Here is a 21,188-nt window from a genome sequence, read left to right as displayed (position 1 = left end):
AGAAACCGGGGCTCTCCGGGCGCGGAAGACATCAGTCTGCCTGCCGCCTCAGGAATGCCGGAATATCGAGATACTCCATGTCGCTGCCGGCTGCTGCCCCGCTACCGGCCGCTGCCCCGCTGCCGGTCGTGCCAGTCCGCTGACGGGCGGCGGGGCGCTCCGGCGTCTCGCTGGCGGGATCACCACTCGCCGCCTTGCGGGGCACCAACCGCGCCGCTGGTGCCGCTACCGGCTCATCCGCCGGTCGTGCAGGTGCCAGGCCGGTGGCAACCACCGTCACCCGAATCTCCCCCTCGAGTTCGGGGTCGATTACCGTTCCGACCACCACCGTTGCCTCATCCGAGGCAAACTCCTTGATCGCACTGCCCACCTCGTCGAACTCGCCGATGGACAGATCCAGGCCTGCGGTCACATTAACGAGCACCCCGTTGGCGCCAGCGATGTTGGCATCCTCGAGCAGCGGGCAGGCGATGGCCCGTTCGGCCGCCTCGCGGGCACGCCCCTCACCGCTCGATTCGCCGGATCCCATTACCGCCATGCCCATCTCCGACATCACGGTACGCACGTCGGCAAAGTCGACGTTGATCAGGCCGGGTCGGGTGATCAGCTCGGCGATGCCCTTCACCGCGCCCAGCAATACGTCGTTGGCCGACTTGAAGGCATTGAGCAGCGTCAGGTCCTGGCCCAGCACCGAGAGCAGCTTTTCGTTGGGGATGGTGATCAGTGAATCCACCTCGCGCTCGAGCTCGCGGATCCCCTCATCGGCAACGGTCATCCGTTTCTTGCCCTCGAACGGAAACGGCTTGGTTACGACGGCCACGGTAAGCACACCCATCTCGCGGGCGATCTGTGCGACGACCGGCGCGGCGCCAGTGCCCGTACCACCGCCCATACCGGCGGTGATAAACACCATGTCGGCCCCCTCGAGCACCTCGGCAATACGCTCGCGATCGTTATCCGCCGCCTCACGTCCGACCTGCGGGTGAGCGCCGGCACCCAGCCCCTTGGTAATGCCCTGACCGAGCTGCAGCGTCGTGCGCGCCGAGCTGTTGCGCAGCGCCTGGGCATCGGTGTTGGCACAGATGAAATCCACGCCCTCGACGTCGGCGGAGACCATATGCTGCACGGCATTACCGCCGCCTCCACCGACGCCGATGACCTTGATCACCGCGTTTTGATTGTAGCTATCCATTAATTCAAACATCCCTTCACCCTCCATCAGTGAATCAGAAATTTCCCTTGAACCAGTCTTTCATCCGGCCCCAGACCGCCGTGAACCCCTGGGTTCCGCCGGCCGAGAGTTCCGGACGCGATTCATCACGGTGCTGCCAGCCGCCATGCAGCAGGCCCACGCCCGTGGAGTAGATCGGATTGCGGACGACGTCTGTCAGTCCGGTCATGTGCTGGGGCAGACCCAGCCGCACGGGGGTGTGGAACACCTCCTCGGCCAGATCCACCGCGCCTTCCATCTTCGAGCTGCCACCGGTCATTACCACGCCGGCGGCGATCAGGTCCTCGAACCCGCTCCGCCGCAGCTCCGCCTGGATCAGTGTCATGAGCTCCTCGTAGCGCGGTTCGACCACCTCCGCCAGGGTCTGGCGTGACAGCCGACGCGGCGGCCGATCGCCCACCGATGGCACCTCGATGGTCTCGTCGCTGGTCGCCAGCTGCGAAAGCGCACAGGCGTAACGCATCTTGATGTCCTCGGCGTGCTGCGTGGGGGTACGCAGCGCCACCGCAATGTCGTTGGTCACCTGGTCGCCGGCGATCGGAATCACCGCGGTATGGCGGATCGCGCCATCGGTGAACACCGCGATGTCGGTCGTCCCGCCGCCGATATCCACCAGGCAGACGCCGAGTTCCTTTTCGTCCTCGGTGAGCACCGCATGACTCGAGGCGAGCTGCTCGAGGATCACGTCGTCGACCTCGAGCCCGCAGCGGCGGATGCATTTGACGATGTTCTGTGCCGCGCTCACCGCGCCGGTGACCATGTGGACCTTGGCCTCGAGGCGCACGCCGGACATGCCGATCGGCTCGCGCACCCCCTCCTGGCTATCGATGATGTATTCCTGCGGCAGGGTATGGAGGATTTCCTGGTCCGCCGGGATGGCGACCGCCCGGGCAGCATCGAGAACGCGCTCGACATCGCTGCGGGTCACTTCACGATCCTTGATCGCGACAATGCCGTGGGAGTTGAGCGAACGGACGTGGCTACCGGCGATACCGACGTAGACGGAGTGGATCTGGCAGCCCGCCATGAGCTCGGCCTCCTCCACCGCACGCTGGATCGATTGCACCGTGGATTCGATATTCACCACGACGCCCTTCTTGAGCCCGCGCGAGCTGTGCGAGCCAATGCCGATTACCTCGACGTCACCACTGGTCTGCATCTCGCCAACGATCGCGACGACCTTGGATGTGCCGATATCGAGGCCCACCAGGAGGTTGCGTTCCTGTTTCCTTGTCATTCCTTCAATCCTCGTCCTGCCAGCGCAGGGCAAATCCGTCCGGGTAGCGCAGATCGGCTACCCCCAGTTCTCGGGTGTCGGCCTCGGGTATCTCCGCCCAGGCGGCAATGAAGCGCGCCAGTCGGGCGTTGACCGAGGTGCGACCCAGATGCAGGCGGCCACCCCCCGCAAGTGTCAGTGTCCAGGCGCGGCGCTCGTTGAGTGAAAGCGACTCCAGCTCTAGTGGGGCCGCCTCGAGCAGCGTCATAACCCCCTGGTAGCGCTCGAGGACACGGGCCGCGCTGCCAGGCGGTCCGGCCAGGTCGGGCAGCGCCAGATCGGGCAGCGGGCTGGGCCGGAACACCTCCGCGTCGGCGGTAATCAGGGCCCCCCTCCCCCAGATCGCCACCGGCTCGTGTGCGGCGACAGTAATCCGTAGCGCGTCGGGCCAGACCCGCCGCACGGTCGCCGTTGCCACCCAGGGCAATGACTCGACCGCGCCACGGATCGCCCCGACATCCACGCTCAGTAGCCCACCGGTCAGATGTCCCGTAAGCACCTTGCGCAGATCCGTCTCCTGCAGCTGGGCAAGCTCGCCGTCGAAGCCGACCCGCTCGAGCGGCAGCAACGGCCGCACCAGCCCCCGGTCGAGGGCGTACCACGCAGCCCCGGCCACGGCTATCAGCATCGCCACACCGACCAGCAGCATGGCGGTTTTCCCGGAAACCCTTTTCACTGCGCCTCACCACGCCTCCAGCTTGTCAGCAGAATCCGGGCCACGAGCTCGTCCATCGCCATCCCGCGCGCCGCGGCGGCCGCAGGGACGAGCGAGTGGTCGGTCATCCCCGGGATGGTGTTGACCTCGAGCAGCCATAACGCACCCGCCTCATCCGCCATGAGGTCCACGCGGCCCCAGCCGCTGGCATCAATCGCGGCGAAGGCCTGCTGTGCGAGCTGACCCATCTGCGCCTCGGCGGCCGCTGACAGCCCGCAGGGAAGAACCATGCGGGTGGCGTCGGACTGGTATTTGGCGCGGTAGTCGTAGAAAGCCGCGTCGACTTCGATACGAATCGCCGGCAACACCTGGCCGTCGAGTAGCGCGACCGTATACTCGGGGCCCTCGATGCAGCGCTCGACGAGCACGGCGTCACCAAAGGCCCGCGCCTGCTCGGCGGCGGTTGCCAGATCCGCGGCATGATCCACTCGCGCCGTGCCCATGCTCGAGCCTTCACGCAGCGGTTTCACGAACAGCGGCAGCCCCAGCGCCGCGATCACGGTGCTCGGGTCGTCATCGCCGCGCAGCACGCGGAAGGCGGGTGTGGGCAGTCCCATCGCCTGCCAGACGCCCTTGGTACGCAATTTGTCCATCCCCAATGCCGACGCCAGCACGCCGCTGCCGGTATAGGGCACCCCCATGGCCTCGAGCGCTCCCTGGATCACGCCATCTTCGCCACCCGGCCCGTGCAGAGCGATAAAGGCGCGATCGTAATCAACGAGCTCCGTCACCAACCGCTCCGCCGGATCGAAAGCCTCGGCATCAACCCCCAGCGCATGCAATGCCGCCAGGCACTCGGCGCCGCTCGCCAGAGAAATCTCCCGCTCGGCGGATCGACCGCCCATGAGCACGGCGACGCGGCCCGGATCGCGGTGATCGAGGGGATGATCATGCGTCATGCGAACCCGCCTCCCCGATGATGCGCACCTCGGTCTGCAGAGCGATGCCGTGAACGGCCTGCACCCGTGACTGAATCCGGCCGATGAGCGACTCGATATCGGCAGCGCAGGCATCACCGTCGTGGACGATAAAGTTGGCGTGCTTGTCCGCCACCCGAGCTCCGCCCTCGCAGGCCCCCTTCAGTCCAGCCGCGTCAATCAGCCGCGCTGCATGGTCACCCGGTGGATTACGAAATACCGACCCGCCGCTCGCGATACCCGTCGGCTGCTTCTCGGCGCGCTCGCGCAGTAGCCCCCTGACGCGCGCCTTGAGCTGGGCGGGGTCAGCACCGGGCTGGAACCGGAACGTTGCCGCCGTGAACCACTCATCGGCCACGCCCCGAACCTCGCGGTAGTTCACCTCGTAATCGGCGGGATCGCGCTCGCGGACATGGCCACTGCGACTAACGGTTTCCACGGACTCCACCTGCGACCAGGTATCGCCCCCCCAGGCACCGGCATTCATTGCCAGCGCGCCACCGATGGTGCCCGGGATACCGGCGAAAAACGCCGCCCCCTCATACCCGCGACGGCCACACCAGCGCGCCAGCTTGGCGCAGGGCACGCCGGCGTCGGCACGGACCCGCCCCGCCCCCAGATCGGTGACGGATGACAACCCCCGATGCAGGCGGATAACCGTACCCCGCAGGCCGCCATCGCGAATCAGCAGATTGCTGCCAAGTCCCAGCCAGAAAAGCGGCTCGATGGCCTGGTCACTCGCCAGGAAAGCGGCCAGATCGCCGCTGTCCGCGGGTTCGTAGACACGCTCCGCCGGTCCGCCGACTCGCCAGGTGGTGTGGCGCGCCATCGGCACCGACGTCGTCAGCTGGCCACGCAACGCCGTCATGACGCAGTCTCCCCGGCCAGGAGACGCGGCAGCGCCGTACCAATGCTGCCGGCACCCAGCGTGATGACGACATCTTCCGGCCGCAGCATGTCGGGCAGGATCGAGACGAGCTCGTCGAGGCTGCCGACAAACACGGGGTCCACCTGGCCGCGCAACCGGATCGCGCGGCAGAGGCTGCGGGCATCGGCACCGGTAACCGCCGGCTCACCCGCGCCGTAGACCTCGGTCACGAGCAGTAGATCGACCTCGCCAAGCACCCGTGCGAAGTCATCGAACAGGTCCCGGGTCCGACTGAAGCGATGGGGCTGGAAAACCACTACCAGGCGCCGATCGGGCCAGTTGCTGCGCAGTGCCTCGGTGACCGCCTCGATCTCGCGGGGGTGATGGGCGTAATCGTCCATGAGGAGGGCACTGCCCTTACCCACGGGAAGACGACCCAGCTGCTGGAAGCGGCGACCAATCCCCGAAAAACCGCTCAGCGCACGCTGGATCGCGGCATCCGGCACATCCAGTGCACGCGCCACGGCGATGGCGCCAAGCGCGTTGAGGACGTTGTGACGACCGGGCAGATTCAGGGAGACAGGCAGCGGATCCATGCCGGCGGCGCAGACGGTAAAGTGACTGCGACCAGCGTCGGCGACGACCTCCGTCGCCTGAAGGTCGGCGCCCGGGGAGAAGCCATACGTGCGTGCCGGGCGTCCCAGCTCGGCGGCCAGGGCACGCAGTTCGGCATCCTCGTCGCAAAGCACCGCCAGCCCGTAGAACGGCAGATGGTGGAGAAACTCGACGAACGTCGCACGTAGCCGATCGAAATCGCCCCCGTAGGTATCGAGGTGATCGGCATCGATATTGGTGACCACCGCGAGCATCGGATTGAGGTAGAGAAACGAAGCGTCACTCTCGTCCGCCTCGGCTACCAGATAGCGACCGGCACCCAGGCGCGCATGGCTTGCGGCGCTGTTCAGCCTGCCGCCGATGACGAAGGTGGGATCGAGATCGGCCTCCGCCAGAATGCTCGCAACCAGGCTGGTGGTGGTGGTCTTGCCATGAGTGCCTGCCACCGCGATACCGAACCGAAAGCGCATCAGCTCTGCCAGCATCTCGGCACGCGGTACCACCGGCACGCGCGCGGCCCGTGCCGCCACCACCTCGGGATTGTCCTCGGTAACCGCACTGGAAATGACCACTGCGTCCGCATCCCGGACATGCTCACCGTGATGACCGATGTGGATATCCGCCCCCAGTCCGCGTAGATGATCGACAACCGCGTTCTCGCGCAGATCGGATCCGCTCACCGGGTAGCCAAGATTGAGCAGAACCTCGGCGATGCCGCCCATGCCGGCCCCACCGATTCCCACGAAATGCAGACGATGGATCGGGCCCATGGCGCCCGGACCACCGGCCTGGGAAGGCATAATCGTGCTCATGACCCCGCCTCCAGACAGATGTCGGCTACCTGCTCGGCAGCCCGTGGCCGACCCAGCTGCCGGGCATTCCTCGCCATGGCCTCGCGCTCGTCACGGTCGGCGAGCAATTCCCGAAGAACCGCCGCCAGTCTCTCCGTGGTCAGCTCCGACTCGGGAATCATTCGGGCCGCACCGGCATTGACGAGGAAACGGGCGTTGGCGGTCTGGTGATCGTCAACGGCATAGGGGAAGGGGACAAAGACAGCCGCTCGTCCCACGGCAGCCAGCTCCGAGACCGTCAGCGCCCCCGCCCGGCAGACCACCAGGTCCGCCTCTCGGTAAGCGGTCGCCATATCGTCGATAAAGGGTTGTACATCGGCCTCGACCGCCGCTTCGCCATAGGCCGCACGAGCGATATCGAGGCTGCGCTCTCCCGCCTGATGCACCACCTCGGGGCGCTCGGCGGCCGGCAACGTGGCCAGGGCTGCCGGCACGACACGGTTGAGCGTGCGCGCCCCGAGACTGCCACCGATCACCAGAAGGCGTGGGTGTTGCGACGGCCGACCCGGTGTTTCCTCCGCCAGGGCGGTCACCGCGGCGCGAACCGGATTGCCGGTAAACGTCGGCCGGCCGCCCGCCGGGAAGGTTGCATCGAGCCCGGTCAGAACCTGCGTGGCCAACCGCGACAACATACGGTTGGTCAGACCGGCGATCGCATTCTGTTCATGGATAATCAAAGGCAGGCGCTTCAGACGGGCGGCGATCCCCCCCGGACCGGTTACGTAGCCGCCCATGCCCAGAACCACTCGCGGACGATGTCGACGCAGCACGGCAAGCGTCTGGATCAGTGCCCGGGCGACCATCCACGGCGCCTTGAGCCAGCCGGTCAGCCCATTGCCCCGCAGCCCCCGCACGGTGACGGTCTCCAGTTCGATGCCGGCCGCCGGCACCACCCGCGCCTCGAGCCCCGCGGGAGTACCAACCCAGATCACGGGAATTGACTGCCGGACGAGCACCTCGGCAACCGCCAGCGCCGGGAAGACATGCCCTCCGGTACCACCGGCAATAATCAGTACCGGCCGCGACGTCATGATGACCTCCGTCGCGCGCGCCGGCTCGCGGCCCGTCCGGCGCGCCGGCACTCCAGATCGGCACGCATCAGCAGCCCGAGGCCCAGGGCGGATGCAACGAGGCTGCTGCCGCCATAGCTCATCAGCGGCAGTGTCAGCCCCTTGGTGGGCAGCAGCCCGAGGTTGACGCCCATATTGACGAAGGCCTGCAGGCCGAAGGCGATCCCCACGCCGTAGGCGAGCAGGCCGCCAAAATGACGCCCGCCGCGAAGACTGGCGGCACCGATCCGACAGGCCCGCCAGACGATAAAGGCGTACAGACCAATGGTCACCGCCATTCCGATAACGCCCAGCTCCTCGGCCAGTACGGCGAACAGGAAATCGGTGTGCGCCTCGGGCAGGTAGAAAAGCTTCTGGACACTGTCGCCGAGGCCAACGCCCAGCCACTCCCCGCGGCCCACCGCGATCAGGGACTGGGTGAGCTGGAAACCGCTGGCGAATGGATCGGCCCAGGGATCAGTGAAAGAGGTAATTCGCTCCAGCCGGTAGGGTTCCGCCAGGACCAGCAAGGTCCCCGCAAGCCCGGTTATTCCGACCAGTGCGAGGAAAATCAGCATCGGCACACCAGCGATGAACAGGATGCCGCCGAGCGTCGCCGAGAAGACACCGAGCGCGCCGAAGTCGGGCTGCGCCAGCAAAAGGGCCCCGACAACAGCCATGATCAGGGCGACCGGGAGCATCGGCCGAACCGACTCACGCAGGACCGTCCCGTGTCGCTCGAGAAACGCGGCGAAGTAGATCAGCAGGAAAAGCCGGGCAAACTCGGACACCTGCATGTTCACCGGACCCAGCGGGATCCAGCGGGTCGCGCCATTGACCTCCTGCCCGACGCCCGGCACCAGCACGAGGATCAGCAGGAAAAACGAGATAACCAGCAGCGGCGCCGCAGACGCCGCGAGCCACTCCAGCGGCAATCGCAGACAGATTGCGAAGGCGAGCGTCGCCACCGCCAGAAAGACCAGCTGGCGCAGCAGGTAATAGGTTGGTGTGCCACTGGATTCCTCGGCGATGCCCACCGAGGCCGACGCCATCATCACCAGCCCCAACGCGGCAAGCGCGAGGATCGCGGCGAGTAGCGGGCGATCGATATCGACACCGGTCATTTCACGATCGCGTCCGAACATGGCCAGCACGGGGAGTAACAGACGCTCAGCCATTGCCCATTGCCTCCACCCGACGGCGGAAATGCTCGCCACGTGCACGGTAGTCGCGGAACTGATCAAGGCTCGCGCAGGCTGGCGACAGCAACACCGCATCACCCCGCCGGGACAGGCGCTGGGCGGCGATTACTGCGGCATCGAGATCGTCGACGACCTCCACCGTCAGGGTATCGCCGAGTGCGTCGGCAATCGCCGCGGCATCACGTCCGTACACCACGGCGGCGCGGCCCACGCTGTCGAGTGCTGCGGCCAGCGCCTCGAAGCGCTGTCCCTTGGCCTCGCCACCGGCCAGCAACACGACCGGGACATCCATCCCGCTTACCGCCGCGACGGCGGAGGCGACGTTGGTTGCCTTCGAATCGTTTATCCACAGGCGCCCGCCGTGCCAGCCCAGTGATTCCGTGCGGTGCGGCAGGGGACGAAACGCCCTGAGCGCTTCACGCATGGCCGCGCGATCGAGACCGAAAGCGTCACCAATCGCCAGCGACGCGAGCGCGTTGAGCGTGTTGTGCCGCCCCGGCAGCTGCATTTCATCGCGGCTCAGGACCGCTTCGCCGTCGCCGGTCAGCCATTCCACACCGCTCCGGTACTCGGGCCGCCAGTCCGCCTCGGTATCGCTCTCGCCCGCGAACCGGCTCACCCCGGCACCGCTTGTTGCCATCGTCCGAACCCAGGGGTCGTCCGCATTGATCACTGCATGGCCGCTGCCAGTGAACACTCTGGCCTTGGCGGCCGCGTAATCGGCCATATTCTCGTAGCGGTCGAGATGGTCGGGGCTGATATTGAGAACGGCGGCGACCCGGGGCCGTAGCGACCGGGTTGTCTCGAGCTGGAAGCTGGAGAGCTCGAGAACGAAACATTCCGCGTCGGGATGCTGTTCAAGCAGGGTCAGTGCCGCCGGACCCAGATTACCCCCCGCGACGACATCGACACCGGCCTGGGCCGCCATTGCCGCAACCATCCGGGTGACGGTGGTCTTGCCGTTGGAGCCGGTAATCCCTATCACCGGCGCGCTCACGGCGCGGGCAAACAGCTCGATCTCGCCGATAATCGGCTGGCCACGTTGACGGGCGGCCGCCAGCGCCGGATGACGGGGATCGACGCCGGGGCTGAGGACAATCTCGGCGGCGTTCGCCAGCAAACGATCATCGAAATCGCCGGTGATGACCGGCACCTCCGGGAACCGTGCCCGCAGATCATCGGCCCGCGGTGGACGCAGCCGGGTATCGAGAACGGCGACCCGCTCGCCGGCCGCGGCCAGGTGACAGGCCGCCGCATGCCCCGATTCGCCGAGTCCGACGATCACCCGATCCCATTGCGTAGCGTTTGCCATGAGCGCCTCCGCCGTCATCGCAGCTTCAACGTCGCGAGGCCGATCAGTACGAGCACGACCGAGATAATCCAGAATCGAACGATGACGCGCGGCTCGGGCCAGCCCTTGAGCTCGTAGTGATGATGGAGTGGCGCCATGCGGAAAATCCGCCGCCCGGTGCGCTTGAACCAGAGCACCTGGAGCATTACCGACAGGGTCTCGGCCACGAAAACGCCACCCATGATGAACAGCACGACCTCCTGGCGGACGACCATGGCGATCATGCCCAGCGCCGCTCCCATCGCCAGCGACCCGACATCGCCCATGAAGACCTGCGCGGGATAGGTATTGAACCAGAGAAACGCCAGCCCGGAACCGACCAGAGCGCCGACAAATACGGTGAGCTCACCCGCACCGGCCACATACGGTATCGCCAGGTAATCGGCGAAATTAACGTTGCCGCTGACATAGGCGAATACCCCCAGCGCCCCACCGACCAGCACGGTCGGCATGATCGCCAGACCGTCCAGTCCGTCGGTGAGATTGACCGCGTTGGAGGCGCCCACGACCACCAGCCAGGTCAGCGGGATGAGAAGGCCTCCCAGGGGGATGGCAATCTCTTTGACGAACGGCAGGATAAGCGTTGTCTGCGCGGGTGCCGTCGCGGTGGCGAACAGCGCGACACCGGCAATGATCGCGGCAATGCTCTGCAGCAGCAGCTTGGATCGTGCCCGCAATCCCTCGCTGCTCCCGCGGGTGAGTTTCAGCCAGTCGTCGGTACCGCCGATTGCCCCGAACGCGAGCGTCGTGAGCAGCACCATCCAGACAAACCGATTGGTCAGATCACCCCAGAGCAGTGTCGCCACCGCAATGCCCACCAGCATCAGCGCGCCCCCCATGGTGGGCGTCCCCGCCTTGGAATAATGGCTGACCGGACCCTCGCTACGCACGTTCTGGCCCACCTGGTGGCGCTCGAGTCGGCGAATCAGCCAGGGCCCGACCAGAAGCCCGATACCCAGCGCGGTCAGAGTGCCGAGAATCGCCCGGAGAGTCAGGTACTGGAACACGTTGAAGGCGCTGTAGAAGGACTGCAGCTGCTCGGCCAGCATCAGGAGCATGAGCGGCCCTCCCCCGGTTCGTCACCGGCCAGCGCCGCGGCAACCTCGTCCATCGCCGCCGAGCGCGATCCCTTGACCAGCACGCGGACGCCCGGCACCGCCGCTGCCGTAACGGCCTCGATCAACGCGCTGCGGCTCGCAAACCAGTCTCCGCCCGCACCGAATCCTTCAACCGCGTGGGCGCTCAGCTCGCCGGTAGCAAACAACCGCTCAACCCCGATCTCACGCGCATACTCGCCCGCCCGGCGGTGGAGCGATGCCGCCTCCTCGCCAAGCTCGGCCATGTCACCCATCACCAGCCAGACCGGCGCGGTCGTCGCGGTCAGCGTCTCCAGCGCCGCCGCTAGGGATGCCGGATTAGCGTTATAGCTGTCATCCACCATCTCCATCGCATGAATCCCGGCCCGAAGCTGCAGGCGGCCATCCATCGTGGATACGGCCGCCAGGCCCGCCACGATCGTCTCGGGGTCGGCGCCCGCCGCTCGGGCCGCCGCCGCGGCGGCAAGCGCATTCGACCGATTGTGTCGTCCCGGCAGCGGCAACCGGGCCGTGACCGTCATATCCTCGAACCGGATATCGAGTCCGCCATCGTCGCGCTCGATGCCGGTAACCTCGGCGGCATTACCGTCAAGGCTGAAGCGCTGGATATGGCAGTGGGCCGCTTTCTGTTCCCAGACCGGCGCATGGGGATCGTCGGCATTGATAATGGCCCAACCCCGGGCCGGGAGCTCCTCGAACAGCTCCCCCTTGCAGTCCGCAACGGCCGCAACGCTCCCAAACCCGGTCAGGTGGGCCGGGCCGGCATTGGTGACGACGCCGATGTGCGGCCGCGCCCAGCTCGCGAGCAAGCCAATGTCGCCGGGCTTTCCACAGCCCATCTCGACAACGGCGAAGTCATCGCGGGGCTCGATCCCGCAAAGCGTGAGCGGGACGCCAAGCTCATTGTTGAGGTTGCCGCGGGTGGATCGCGTTGTGCCACAACGCGCAAGGATTGTCGTGATCATCTCCTTGACCGTGGTCTTGCCGTTGCTGCCGGTGACACCCAGCACCCGGGCACCACTGGCTGAACGCGCCCGGCAAGCGAGTTCGATGAGAATTCGATGCGGGTTGTCGACCCGCCACTGCGGGAGTTCCGAATCGGTATAGCGCGTCACCAGCGCGGCAACGGCGCCGGCACTGGCCGCTGCGTCGATATAGTCGTGGCCGTCGACCCGGTCGCCCGCGAGGGCGATGAAAAGATCCCCGGGAGCCACTTGACGCGAATCGATCGCCACCCCGGTCACGGAAACCTCGGCGCCGCGGCACTCGCCCCCGAATTCGGTGGTCAACGAACGCAGTCTGATCGGCTCCATCAGCCGGCCCTCCGCGACAGGAGGCCCGCGGCGATCTCGCGATCACTGAAGGCGTGCGAGGTGGTCCCGATCCATTGCCGCGTCTCGTGACCCTTGCCGGCAATCAGCACACCATCCGTTGGGCCCGCTTCACTGACGGCTGCGGTGATGGCTGCGGCGCGATCCTCGATTACCCGACAGCTATCCGGTTCGGCACAGCCGATGCGCACCGCCTCGATAATAGCCCCGGGCGATTCGGTACGCGGGTTGTCGCTGGTGAGGATGACCACATCGGCGAGCCGGCCCGCCGCCGCTCCCATCAGCGGACGTTTACCCGGATCACGATCGCCTCCGCAGCCAAAAACCACCCAGAGCCGTCCCGTGACATGGGGCCTGATGGCCTCCAGGGCAGCGGAGAGGGCACCGGCGGTGTGCGCGTAGTCGACAACGACCAGCGGCGCCCCCGCCGCGGCGAAGCGCTCCATCCGCCCGGGCACCGGCTGCAGGCCGGCGATGGCTTCAATCGCGGCCTGGGCGTTACCGCCGTCCATTACCGCGCCCAGCGCCGCAAGGGCATTGATGGCATTGAAGCGGCCGATCAGTGGCAGCGCCTCTGCATAGCGCTGACCGGCATAGTCGATCGCGACGTCGATTCCCTCGGGACGGCTTTCACAGGAATGCAGCCGCAATGTCGCCGGTTGCGTCTGCGCGTAGGTCACCACGGCGGCATCGGAGAGCGGCCGAGCGGCCAGATCGTGGCCTACCGCATCATCGATATTGAGAATCTGATGGCGCAGTGTCGGCCAGGCGAAAAGCCGACGCTTGGCGGCACCATACGCTTCGGCACTGCCGTGATAGTCAAGATGATCCCGGCCCACATGGGTAAGCACGGCCGTGTCAAAGGCCACCGCATCCACCCGGTGCTGCGCCAGGGCGTGCGAGGAAACCTCCATGACCACAGTCTTCATACCCGCATCGCGCAGCTCGGCGAGGCGTGCCTGTACGGCCACCGCGTCCGCCGTGGTGTGGGTCGACTCGGCCAGATCGCCCGGACGCCCCCAGCCCACTGTCCCCATGACGGCCGCCGCACCGTGGAGCGCCTCCACGAGCTGTGCAATGTAATGAGCCACCGAGGTCTTGCCATCGGTACCCGTCACCGCGACAACGCGCAGGGTCCGCGACGGCTCGTCGTAGAAACGTCCGGCAATGCCACTCACCATTGCCCCCAGCCCCGCTCGCGGAATCGCGATCGCTCCGGCTTGCTGGCATTGATCGAAGATTGCCTGATCATGCCGGGTCGGATCGGGCTCGTAGAGCACGACGACAGCGCCGGCGTCGAGCGCCTGATCGAGAAAATCGAGCCCGTGCGCACGATGACCGGCAACGGCGAGAAACAGCCCCTCTGCCGAGACATCCCGCGAGTCAAGCGCGATGCTGCGGACAGGCACACCGCTCAGGCGGGAGTCCACCAGCCACGGGGCGAGCAGCGATTCTGCATACCAGGGGCGGGTCATGACGGGTCTCCGCCGGCAACCGTCATGCCGGCTTCATCAACCGGGGTATCGGGCATGACGTTATAGAGGCGCAGCGCGTCGCTCATTACCGCTCGGAATACCGGTCCGGCGACCGGTCCGGCATAGTAATCCTCGCCGCGCGGCTCGTTGATGGTGACCACGGCGACGAAGCGTGGATCCGTCGCCGGCGCCATCCCCGCAAAGGTGGAGATATAGCGGTCATCGGCATAGCCGCCCGCCACCGCCTTGCGGCTGGTACCGGTCTTACCAGCAACCCGGTAACCGGGTATGGCCGCCTGGGTCGCGGTTCCGCCCGGTTCTGTCACGGTGGTGAGCATCTCGCGAAGCTGCCGCGCGCGCTCCGCGGTCATGACCCGCTCGGGCGGCGACCGACGACCCTCGGCGATCAATGCCGGTGTCGGCAACTCACCCCCGGACGCGATCGCCGCATAGGCGCGGGCAAGATGCAGGCTGGTCACCGACACTCCATAGCCAAATGCCAGCGTCGCGCGCTCGACCGGCCGCCGTGACGGCATGGCGGAGAGCGAACCGGCGGAGTCTCCGGGAAATCCGAGGCCCGTTGGTGAACCGATACCCAGCTCGTTGAGCGTCTTCCAGACGCGCCCCTCGTCAAGCGACAGGGCGATCTGCGCCGCACCGACATTGCTTGATTTGCGCAACACCCCGGTTACGGTCAACTCACCGAAGTCACGCACGTCGCGAACGCTGTGTCGGCCGACCTGCATGACGCCCGGCGCGGTGTCGATCGGGGTTTGCGGCTCGTAACGACCGCTACGCAATGCCGCCAGTATCGTGAACGGCTTCATGACCGATCCCGGTTCGTAGCTGTCGGTCACGGCGCGATTGCGGTACCGATCACCGGTCAGCTCCGAGCGACGATTGGGATTGAATGACGGCCGGTTGGCCATCGCCAGGATATCGCCACTGTCCGCGTCAAGGAGCACGACGGAACCACTGACCGCGTCATGGCGCTCCACCGCCGAGGTCAACTCGCGGTAGGCCACGTACTGCAGACGCTTATCCAGCGTGAGCGCCAGGTCGCGGCCGGGGTCCGGCTCGGTAAGCCGCTCCACATCCTCGATGGTGCGGCCATGGCGATCCCGCAGAACCCGCTTTTTACCGGGCTCGCCGGAAAGCCAGTTATCGTAGGCGCGCTCAATCCCTTCCTGCCCCCGGTCATCGATATTGGTGAAACCAAGAACGTGACCGGTTACCTCACCAGTAGGGTAGAAGCGTCGGTATTCGCGCTGTAGCGCAATACCGGGAACATCGAGCGCCATCACTGCGTCGGCGACGTCCGGAGCCACATGGCGCTGGAGATAGAAGAACTCGCGCGACTGACGATTCGCCAGATCAGCCCGGAGTTGCTCCGAGTCGAGATCCAGCGCCCGGGCCAGTGACCGGAGTTCAGACGCCGAGGCCCTGTCCACGGTGACCCCCGGATCAGACCAGACCGAATCAACCGGGGCGCTGATCGCCAGCGGCTCACCCTGCCGATCGTGAATGGTACCGCGATGCGCCGGCAGCGACTCCACTCGCAGGTGGCGCTGATCGCCCTGCCCTTGCAGGAACTGTCCCTCGAACAACTGCAGCGATACGGCGCGGGCCAGGAGCAGCGCCGGTAACCCGAGCAGCAACACGAGCACGACGACACGACGCCAGGCCGGTGGAGTCCGGAGTCGGGTCTTGCGCCGGCTCATTGCCGCACCCTCCGGCGGTCGAGACGAATCAGTGTCGTGTTCTCTGAATCGATCGTGCGCATGTCGATGTCATTGCGCGCAATTCGCTCCACACGCGACTGCATGGCGAGCGCCCCCTGCTCGAGCTGCAGCTGACGCCAGGCGGTATTGAGCTCGTCACGCTCGTCATACAGCGTTTCGAGGCTGCCAAACAGACTTCGCGCCTGGTGCCTGACCTCCACCACCGCAATGGCGGAGACAACGGCGGTAATGAAAAGCATGAACAGTGTCAGCACCGGCTTTTTCATGGCAGTCGCTCCGCAACGCGCATCGTGGCGCTCCGCGCACGAGGATTGATGCGGACTTCGTCGTCGTCGGGCCGATGGGCACGGCCCACGCGCCTTAGACTGGGGCGCTTTTCCGGGGGCACGATTCCAGCCCCGGGCGGTAGCTCGCCAACCTGGCTGTTACGGGTCATGAACCGTTTCACGCGCCGGTCTTCCAGCGAATGGAAACTGATCACGACCAGCCGCCCCTGGGGTGCCAGCAGGTCGATGACATCCTCCAGCAGCGCGCTCAACGAACCGAGTTCGTCGTTGAGATGAATGCGAATCGCCTGAAAGCTGCGCGTCGCCGGATGGCGTCCCGGCTCCGGCCGCGGCACGGCGGCAGCGATCAGGCTTGCCAGTCCGGTGGTTGTCCGTGGCAACGCCGAGCCATCGCGCGCCCGAACAATCGCCGCCGCGATCCGTCGCGCATAACGCTCTTCGCCGTACTCCTTGAGCACATGAACAAGCGTGGCGGTGTCGACGCGCTCGAGCCACTGCGCGGCGGTCTCGCCCTCGCCATTGTCCATACGCATGTCCAGCGGCCCGTCACGGAGAAAGCTGAATCCCCGCTCGGCCTCGTCGAGTTGCGGTGACGAGACCCCCAGGTCAAGAAGAATGCCGGTTACCTGGCCGGCCAGGCCGGCCGCACGCAGATGGGCGCCGAGGTCGGCGAAATTGGCCTGGACAATCCGGCAACGACAGTCATCGCCGTGACGCTCACGGGCCCAGGCGACCGCCTGTGGATCGCGATCGACCAACCATAGACGGGCGTTATCGCCTAGCAGAGACAGCAGTGCGGCGGCGTGACCACCGCGACCATATGTCGCATCGACAAACACACCATCGGCGCGGGGAGCGAGCGCAGCAACCGCCTCATCTCTCATCACCGCACGATGCTCCCGGAGCTCGTTCACGGCGCAGCCTCGCTAAAGCGACAGGGATTGCAGATCATCGGGCAGCTCCTCGGCATCGGTTCCTTCAGCGAGCCACTCATCGCGGCGACGATTCCATGTGTCCTCATCCCAGAGCTCGAACTTGTTGCCTTGACCAATCAGCACGACCCGCTTGTCGAGCCCGGCGAAGGCGCGCAACGGCCCGGGCAAGAGGATCCGTCCGTTGCCATCCAGCTGGCACTCGGTCGCGTGCCCAATCAGGAGCCGCTGCAGGCGTCGAGCGGTCGGATTCAGGCTGGGTAGACGAACCAGCTTTCGTTCAATGTCTTCCCATTCCGGGAGCGGATAGATGAGGAGGCAATGATCGCGGTCGACGGTGACAATCAGATTCCCGTCGCAAAGGGTTGCCAGCCGATCCCGATAGCGGCTCGGAAAGGCAATGCGGCCCTTTGCATCGAGATTGATCTGGGTGACACCACGAAACAAAATTTTCCCCTTAAGCGACCCGTGGCTTCCATTTCCTACCACTTTTTCCCACTTATGGACACACTGTAGACAGACCACTATGCCCCGTCAAGCTGACAGATAATTGGTTTTCTCAGCAAAAACAAGTAGTTAGAAAAACCCATCAGAAGATGAATGGTTTTTATCTGCTCGGAAGGTGTAGAGGACGCCTGCGAAGACGCCAGAAAGGAAAGGTGGAAGCCGGCCTGTAAGCCGGGTTCTGTCGAGGGCAATCATTCATCTGGGATGCGCGTCACCGCACAACTCGAGCGACCTACCCGGGAGTTCGCACGGGCCGTGCTTGCACTCCCCTATTCGGTCTTGCTCCGGGTGGGGTTTACCTTGCCGCGACATGTTGCCATGCGCGCGGTGCGCTCTTACCGCGCCTTTTCACCCTTGCCTGTGCCGTGCGTGCACGGCCATCGGCGGTCTACTCTCTGCGGCACTTTCCGTCGGCTCACGCCGCCCAGGCGTTACCTGGCACCCTGCCCTTTGGAGCCCGGACTTTCCTCGACGTCATTCGACGCCGCGATTGCCCGGCCGACTTCCGATGTGGATTGTACCACTCTGTAAGCCATTACTCTTTTGTGTCGCGGTCTTCTTCGGTCGCCTGCCGATACAGATTGTTGGTGGACTCCCCGGTCAGCCGGGCAACGACCCGCGCCGTGGACCTGGCGCCCAGCCCCTCCCGACGAAGCATGCGCACCAGTTCTTCAGCCGCCGGGATCGATACGGCTTCCGGTGACGGGGCTTGTGGCGGAGGACCGACCACCAGCACGAATTCGCCGCGCACCTGGTCGCTATCCGCCTGCACCCACTCCAGCAGGTTCGACAGGGAGTCGGTACGAGTGGTCTCGAACCGCTTGGTCAGCTCACGACAGACGGCCGACTCACGCTCGCCGCCAAAGACATCGACCATCACCTCGAGCGTGGCCAGCACACGTCGCCCCGCCTCCAGAAACACCAGTGTATGCCCGGCACTGGCGAGGGCCTCCAGCCGCCGACGCCGCGGACCGGCCCGCGGGGGCAGGAACCCCTCGTAGAAGAATCGATCGGTGGGCAGCCCGGCGATCGAGAGAGCCGCGATGACACTGGATGGACCGGGAACCGCCAGGACCGGGTAACCAGCCGCATGCAGCGCCCGGACCAGCCGGTAGCCGGGATCACTGATCAAAGGCGTCCCGGCATCACTGATCAGCGCCACCGACTCCCCGGCGTCAAGCCAGCCGAGGACCCGCTCGATGCGCTCCGTCTCGTTATGTTCATGCAGGCTGACCAGCGCCCCCTTGATCCCCAGTCGCTGCAAAAGCTGGCGGCTATGGCGGGTATCCTCGGCGGCGATATGATCCACACTGGCAAGGATTTCACAGGCGCGGGCACTGATATCCCCCAGATTGCCGATCGGTGTCGCTACAACATGGAGTTGTCCAGTGCGGTTTGACACGGTTAATCCCCGGAATCGATACTTTAATGCGTTGCGCTATCCTAACCGGCCCGAAAGACCACCGCGAGGCCTCTCCGTGTCCATCCCGCGTCTTCCGACCCTGCTGCTGATCATCGGGCTCCTGGTCAGTGGTTGTTCATCCCTGCCGAGTCGCGACGCGCAGCCGCTCGAGACAGTCGATGGCCCCCATATCGACGATGCCGAGGCAGCGCTTGCGCTGGGAGATCCCGCCAGTGCCGTCACCCTGCTGCGAATGGCTGCCAGAAACTTCCGCGAGCCGACATCCACCGGTCTCCGCCTCGAGGCGGCGCGACTGGCGCTGACACTGGACGACCCCACGCTGGCGAGGGCGATTCTCGACGTGGACGACGTCACGGCGACGGCCGACAACCAGGCCGTCGCGACACTCATTCGCACGCGACTCGACGACACCCTCACCGACGAAGCCATCATCGAGCGGCTGGAAACCCTGACAGCCCCCCTGTCGCGGCGCATGGAGCCCTACCGGCTACAAGCCCTCGTTGCCGCCCGGGCGGGCCGCGGGGATCCGATCGGTGCCATCAATGCCTGGCAATCACTCGATCGCGAGGCACTGGCCCCCGAACAGCGCCGTATCACCGAGGCCCGACTATGGCAGGCACTTTACACAATGCCGATGGCCGAGCTCGAAGCCGCCATTGATTCAGCGACCAGCGTCATTGCGGATCGCTGGCTGAAGCTTGCGGTCGGCGTACGCGAACACGCACTCGATCCCGCGGCGACCCGATCCTTTATCGATGACTGGAAGCGCAGCCCGTCGACCTCCGACGTGAGCGCAGCGACACTCGAACGTATCTTCGCCATGCAACGTGCGGATCTCTCACCGCCCCGTCGCGTCGCCGTCCTGCTGCCGCTAAGCGGCGACCTGGCAGACGCCGGACAGGCCGTTCGCGACGGTCTGCTCGCGGCGTATTACGCCGATGATGCCGATCGACCGGCACTCGCCTTTTTCGATGTCGGTGCCAACGGTATGGACGTGATCAGCGCCTACCGCGAGGCAATCGCCGCCGGGGCGGGCCGAATCATCGGGCCATTGCGGAAGTCGGCCGTTCGCGACCTGATTGCCTCTACCGATCTCCGCATTCCGGTGATCGCACTCAATCGAATCGAGAGCGATGGCACCGGATCCGGTTTCCAGCAATTCGGACTTGCCCCCGAGAACGATGCCGTCGCAACCGCGTCACTCGCCCGGCAGCTAGGCCATGAACGCCTGCTGATCATCCATCGCGACGACGATTGGGGGCAGCGCGTCGCCAGCGCGTTCGAGACGGCACTGACAGCGGCGGGTGGGGAGATCGTCGGGCGACAGACCTACCCACCGGATCAGGACGATCTCAGCTACCCTATTAAAGCACTGCTGCTGATTGACGACAGCGAAGACAGACGTGATCGCCTCGAATCCCTCACCGGCAGGCGTTATGGTTTCGAGGCGCGGCGTCGCCGTGACACCGATGGTATTTTCGTTGCAGCGTTCGAGCGCGATGCCCGCCTGGTAGTGCCTCAACTGCGCTTCCATCGAGGCATCGACCTGCCGGTTTTCGGCATCAGCGACAGCTTCCCCGAACAGCCCGAGATCGGCGCCAACCGCGACCTTAGTGGCCTGATCTTCGCCCGCATGCCCTGGCTGCTGGATGATCCGACATCGGCGATTGCCGCCGACGCCCGCCGACAGCTGGAGGCCGTCCGTTCCGGCGAGCCACCCGTTCGCCTGGAAGGGCTGGGGGTCGACAGCTATCGACTGCTTTCAGGGATCGACGCGTTAACCCGGGATCCCCGGCTGACAATGCCCGGTGTCACCGGTCGACTATCCATCAACACCGAGGGACAGGTCGAGCGGGCTCTGCAGCCGGTGCGCGTGCGCTCCGGCGGCCTGGAACGCCTGGCCCCCACCGACGGCGAAGCAGTCGACGCATTCGTGCCATGAGCCAGACATCGCAGGACAAGGGTGCTGCCGCCGAAGAGGATGCACTGCGCTATTTACAGCGTGAGGGCCTGCGGCTCAGGGCGCGTAATTTCCGTATTCGCCGCGGCGAGATCGATCTGATCATGGAAGACAGCGGCGAAATCGTCTTCGTCGAGGTCCGGGCCCGCACACCGAGCCGGTTCGGAGACGGCATCGATAGCATCACCAGTGCGAAAAAACGCCGCCTGATTGCGGCTGCGAAGGCCTGGCTTCAGCGTCAGCGAAACGAGCCGATGACCCGCTTCGATGTCATCGCCGTTACACCCGGTAGCCATCAAGTGGAATGGATCCGCGATGCATTCCATGCCGACGAGTAAACAAACACTACAGGAACAGGG

The 21,188-nt window shown here is 65.7% G+C and carries 19 protein-coding genes and 1 other RNA gene; 2 read left to right on the top strand and 18 right to left on the bottom strand.

What is annotated here, in order from left to right:
* Positions 1-31 precede the first annotated feature (31 nt).
* The 18 genes from ftsZ to rsmI form a co-directional block, all read right to left on the bottom strand.
* Positions 32-1,204, bottom strand: a complete 1,173-nt coding sequence (ftsZ, locus tag EV698_RS00760; protein WP_130502273.1) for a cell division protein FtsZ — start codon at positions 1,202-1,204, stop codon at positions 32-34.
* A 22-nt stretch (positions 1,205-1,226) separates the two neighbouring features.
* Entirely contained in the window at positions 1,227-2,468 is a 1,242-nt protein-coding gene (gene ftsA / locus EV698_RS00755; RefSeq protein ID WP_130502272.1) for a cell division protein FtsA, read from the bottom strand.
* A 4-nt stretch (positions 2,469-2,472) separates the two neighbouring features.
* Entirely contained in the window at positions 2,473-3,183 is a 711-nt protein-coding gene (locus tag EV698_RS00750) for a cell division protein FtsQ/DivIB (protein ID WP_130502271.1), read from the bottom strand.
* Entirely contained in the window at positions 3,180-4,121 is a 942-nt protein-coding gene (locus EV698_RS00745) for a D-alanine--D-alanine ligase (protein ID WP_130502270.1), read from the bottom strand. Before EV698_RS00745 ends, EV698_RS00750 begins: the two co-directional genes overlap by 4 nt.
* Positions 4,111-5,007, bottom strand: coding sequence for a UDP-N-acetylmuramate dehydrogenase (gene murB, locus EV698_RS00740; protein WP_130502269.1), 897 nt, complete (start codon positions 5,005-5,007; stop codon positions 4,111-4,113). Before murB ends, EV698_RS00745 begins: the two co-directional genes overlap by 11 nt.
* Positions 5,004-6,434, bottom strand: coding sequence for a UDP-N-acetylmuramate--L-alanine ligase (gene murC / locus EV698_RS00735; protein ID WP_239016158.1), 1,431 nt, complete (start codon positions 6,432-6,434; stop codon positions 5,004-5,006). The genes murB and murC overlap by 4 nt, the downstream gene beginning before the upstream one ends.
* Positions 6,431-7,504, bottom strand: coding sequence for an undecaprenyldiphospho-muramoylpentapeptide beta-N-acetylglucosaminyltransferase (gene murG / locus EV698_RS00730; RefSeq protein WP_130502268.1), 1,074 nt, complete (start codon positions 7,502-7,504; stop codon positions 6,431-6,433). Before murG ends, murC begins: the two co-directional genes overlap by 4 nt.
* On the bottom strand, positions 7,501-8,700 hold the full coding sequence (gene ftsW, locus EV698_RS00725; protein WP_130502267.1) for a putative lipid II flippase FtsW: 1,200 nt from the start codon (positions 8,698-8,700) through the stop codon (positions 7,501-7,503). The genes murG and ftsW overlap by 4 nt, the downstream gene beginning before the upstream one ends.
* Positions 8,693-10,036: a UDP-N-acetylmuramoyl-L-alanine--D-glutamate ligase gene (gene murD / locus EV698_RS00720; protein ID WP_130502266.1), complete on the bottom strand. Its 1,344-nt coding sequence runs from the start codon at positions 10,034-10,036 to the stop codon at positions 8,693-8,695. Before murD ends, ftsW begins: the two co-directional genes overlap by 8 nt.
* A gap of 14 nt (positions 10,037-10,050) precedes the next feature.
* Positions 10,051-11,133 carry a phospho-N-acetylmuramoyl-pentapeptide-transferase gene (mraY, locus tag EV698_RS00715; RefSeq protein WP_130502265.1) on the bottom strand — a complete coding sequence of 361 codons (1,083 nt, stop codon included), beginning with the start codon at positions 11,131-11,133 and terminating at the stop codon, positions 10,051-10,053.
* Positions 11,124-12,485: a UDP-N-acetylmuramoyl-tripeptide--D-alanyl-D-alanine ligase gene (locus EV698_RS00710; RefSeq protein ID WP_130502264.1), complete on the bottom strand. Its 1,362-nt coding sequence runs from the start codon at positions 12,483-12,485 to the stop codon at positions 11,124-11,126. Before EV698_RS00710 ends, mraY begins: the two co-directional genes overlap by 10 nt.
* Positions 12,485-13,978, bottom strand: a complete 1,494-nt coding sequence (locus EV698_RS00705; RefSeq protein WP_130502263.1) for a UDP-N-acetylmuramoyl-L-alanyl-D-glutamate--2,6-diaminopimelate ligase — start codon at positions 13,976-13,978, stop codon at positions 12,485-12,487. Before EV698_RS00705 ends, EV698_RS00710 begins: the two co-directional genes overlap by 1 nt.
* The gene (locus EV698_RS00700; protein WP_130502262.1) at positions 13,975-15,699 is read right to left on the bottom strand and encodes a peptidoglycan D,D-transpeptidase FtsI family protein; all 1,725 of its coding nucleotides are present in this window, start codon (positions 15,697-15,699) and stop codon (positions 13,975-13,977) included. Before EV698_RS00700 ends, EV698_RS00705 begins: the two co-directional genes overlap by 4 nt.
* On the bottom strand, positions 15,696-15,986 hold the full coding sequence (ftsL, locus tag EV698_RS00695) for a cell division protein FtsL (RefSeq protein WP_130502261.1): 291 nt from the start codon (positions 15,984-15,986) through the stop codon (positions 15,696-15,698). The genes EV698_RS00700 and ftsL overlap by 4 nt, the downstream gene beginning before the upstream one ends.
* On the bottom strand, positions 15,983-16,921 hold the full coding sequence (gene rsmH / locus EV698_RS00690) for a 16S rRNA (cytosine(1402)-N(4))-methyltransferase RsmH (protein WP_130502260.1): 939 nt from the start codon (positions 16,919-16,921) through the stop codon (positions 15,983-15,985). Before rsmH ends, ftsL begins: the two co-directional genes overlap by 4 nt.
* 12 nt (positions 16,922-16,933) lie before the next feature.
* Entirely contained in the window at positions 16,934-17,386 is a 453-nt protein-coding gene (mraZ, locus tag EV698_RS00685) for a division/cell wall cluster transcriptional repressor MraZ (RefSeq protein WP_130502259.1), read from the bottom strand.
* 211 nt (positions 17,387-17,597) lie between these two features.
* Positions 17,598-17,952: RNase P RNA component class A (gene rnpB, locus EV698_RS00680), an RNA gene on the bottom strand.
* A 29-nt stretch (positions 17,953-17,981) separates the two neighbouring features.
* Positions 17,982-18,848: a 16S rRNA (cytidine(1402)-2'-O)-methyltransferase gene (gene rsmI / locus EV698_RS00675; RefSeq protein ID WP_130502258.1), complete on the bottom strand. Its 867-nt coding sequence runs from the start codon at positions 18,846-18,848 to the stop codon at positions 17,982-17,984.
* Positions 18,849-18,924: 76 nt separating this feature from the next.
* On the opposite strand from rsmI, the gene EV698_RS00670 reads away from it, so the two are divergent.
* Entirely contained in the window at positions 18,925-20,811 is a 1,887-nt protein-coding gene (locus EV698_RS00670; RefSeq protein WP_130502257.1) for a penicillin-binding protein activator, read from the top strand.
* The gene (locus EV698_RS00665; protein WP_130502256.1) at positions 20,808-21,167 is read left to right on the top strand and encodes a YraN family protein; all 360 of its coding nucleotides are present in this window, start codon (positions 20,808-20,810) and stop codon (positions 21,165-21,167) included. Before EV698_RS00670 ends, EV698_RS00665 begins: the two co-directional genes overlap by 4 nt.
* The last annotated feature ends 21 nt before the right edge of the window (positions 21,168-21,188 follow it).

The organism is Spiribacter vilamensis, from assembly GCF_004217415.1.
GTDB lineage: Bacteria > Pseudomonadota > Gammaproteobacteria > Nitrococcales > Nitrococcaceae > Spiribacter > Spiribacter vilamensis.
This window is presented reverse-complemented; position numbering and strand designations above follow the sequence as displayed.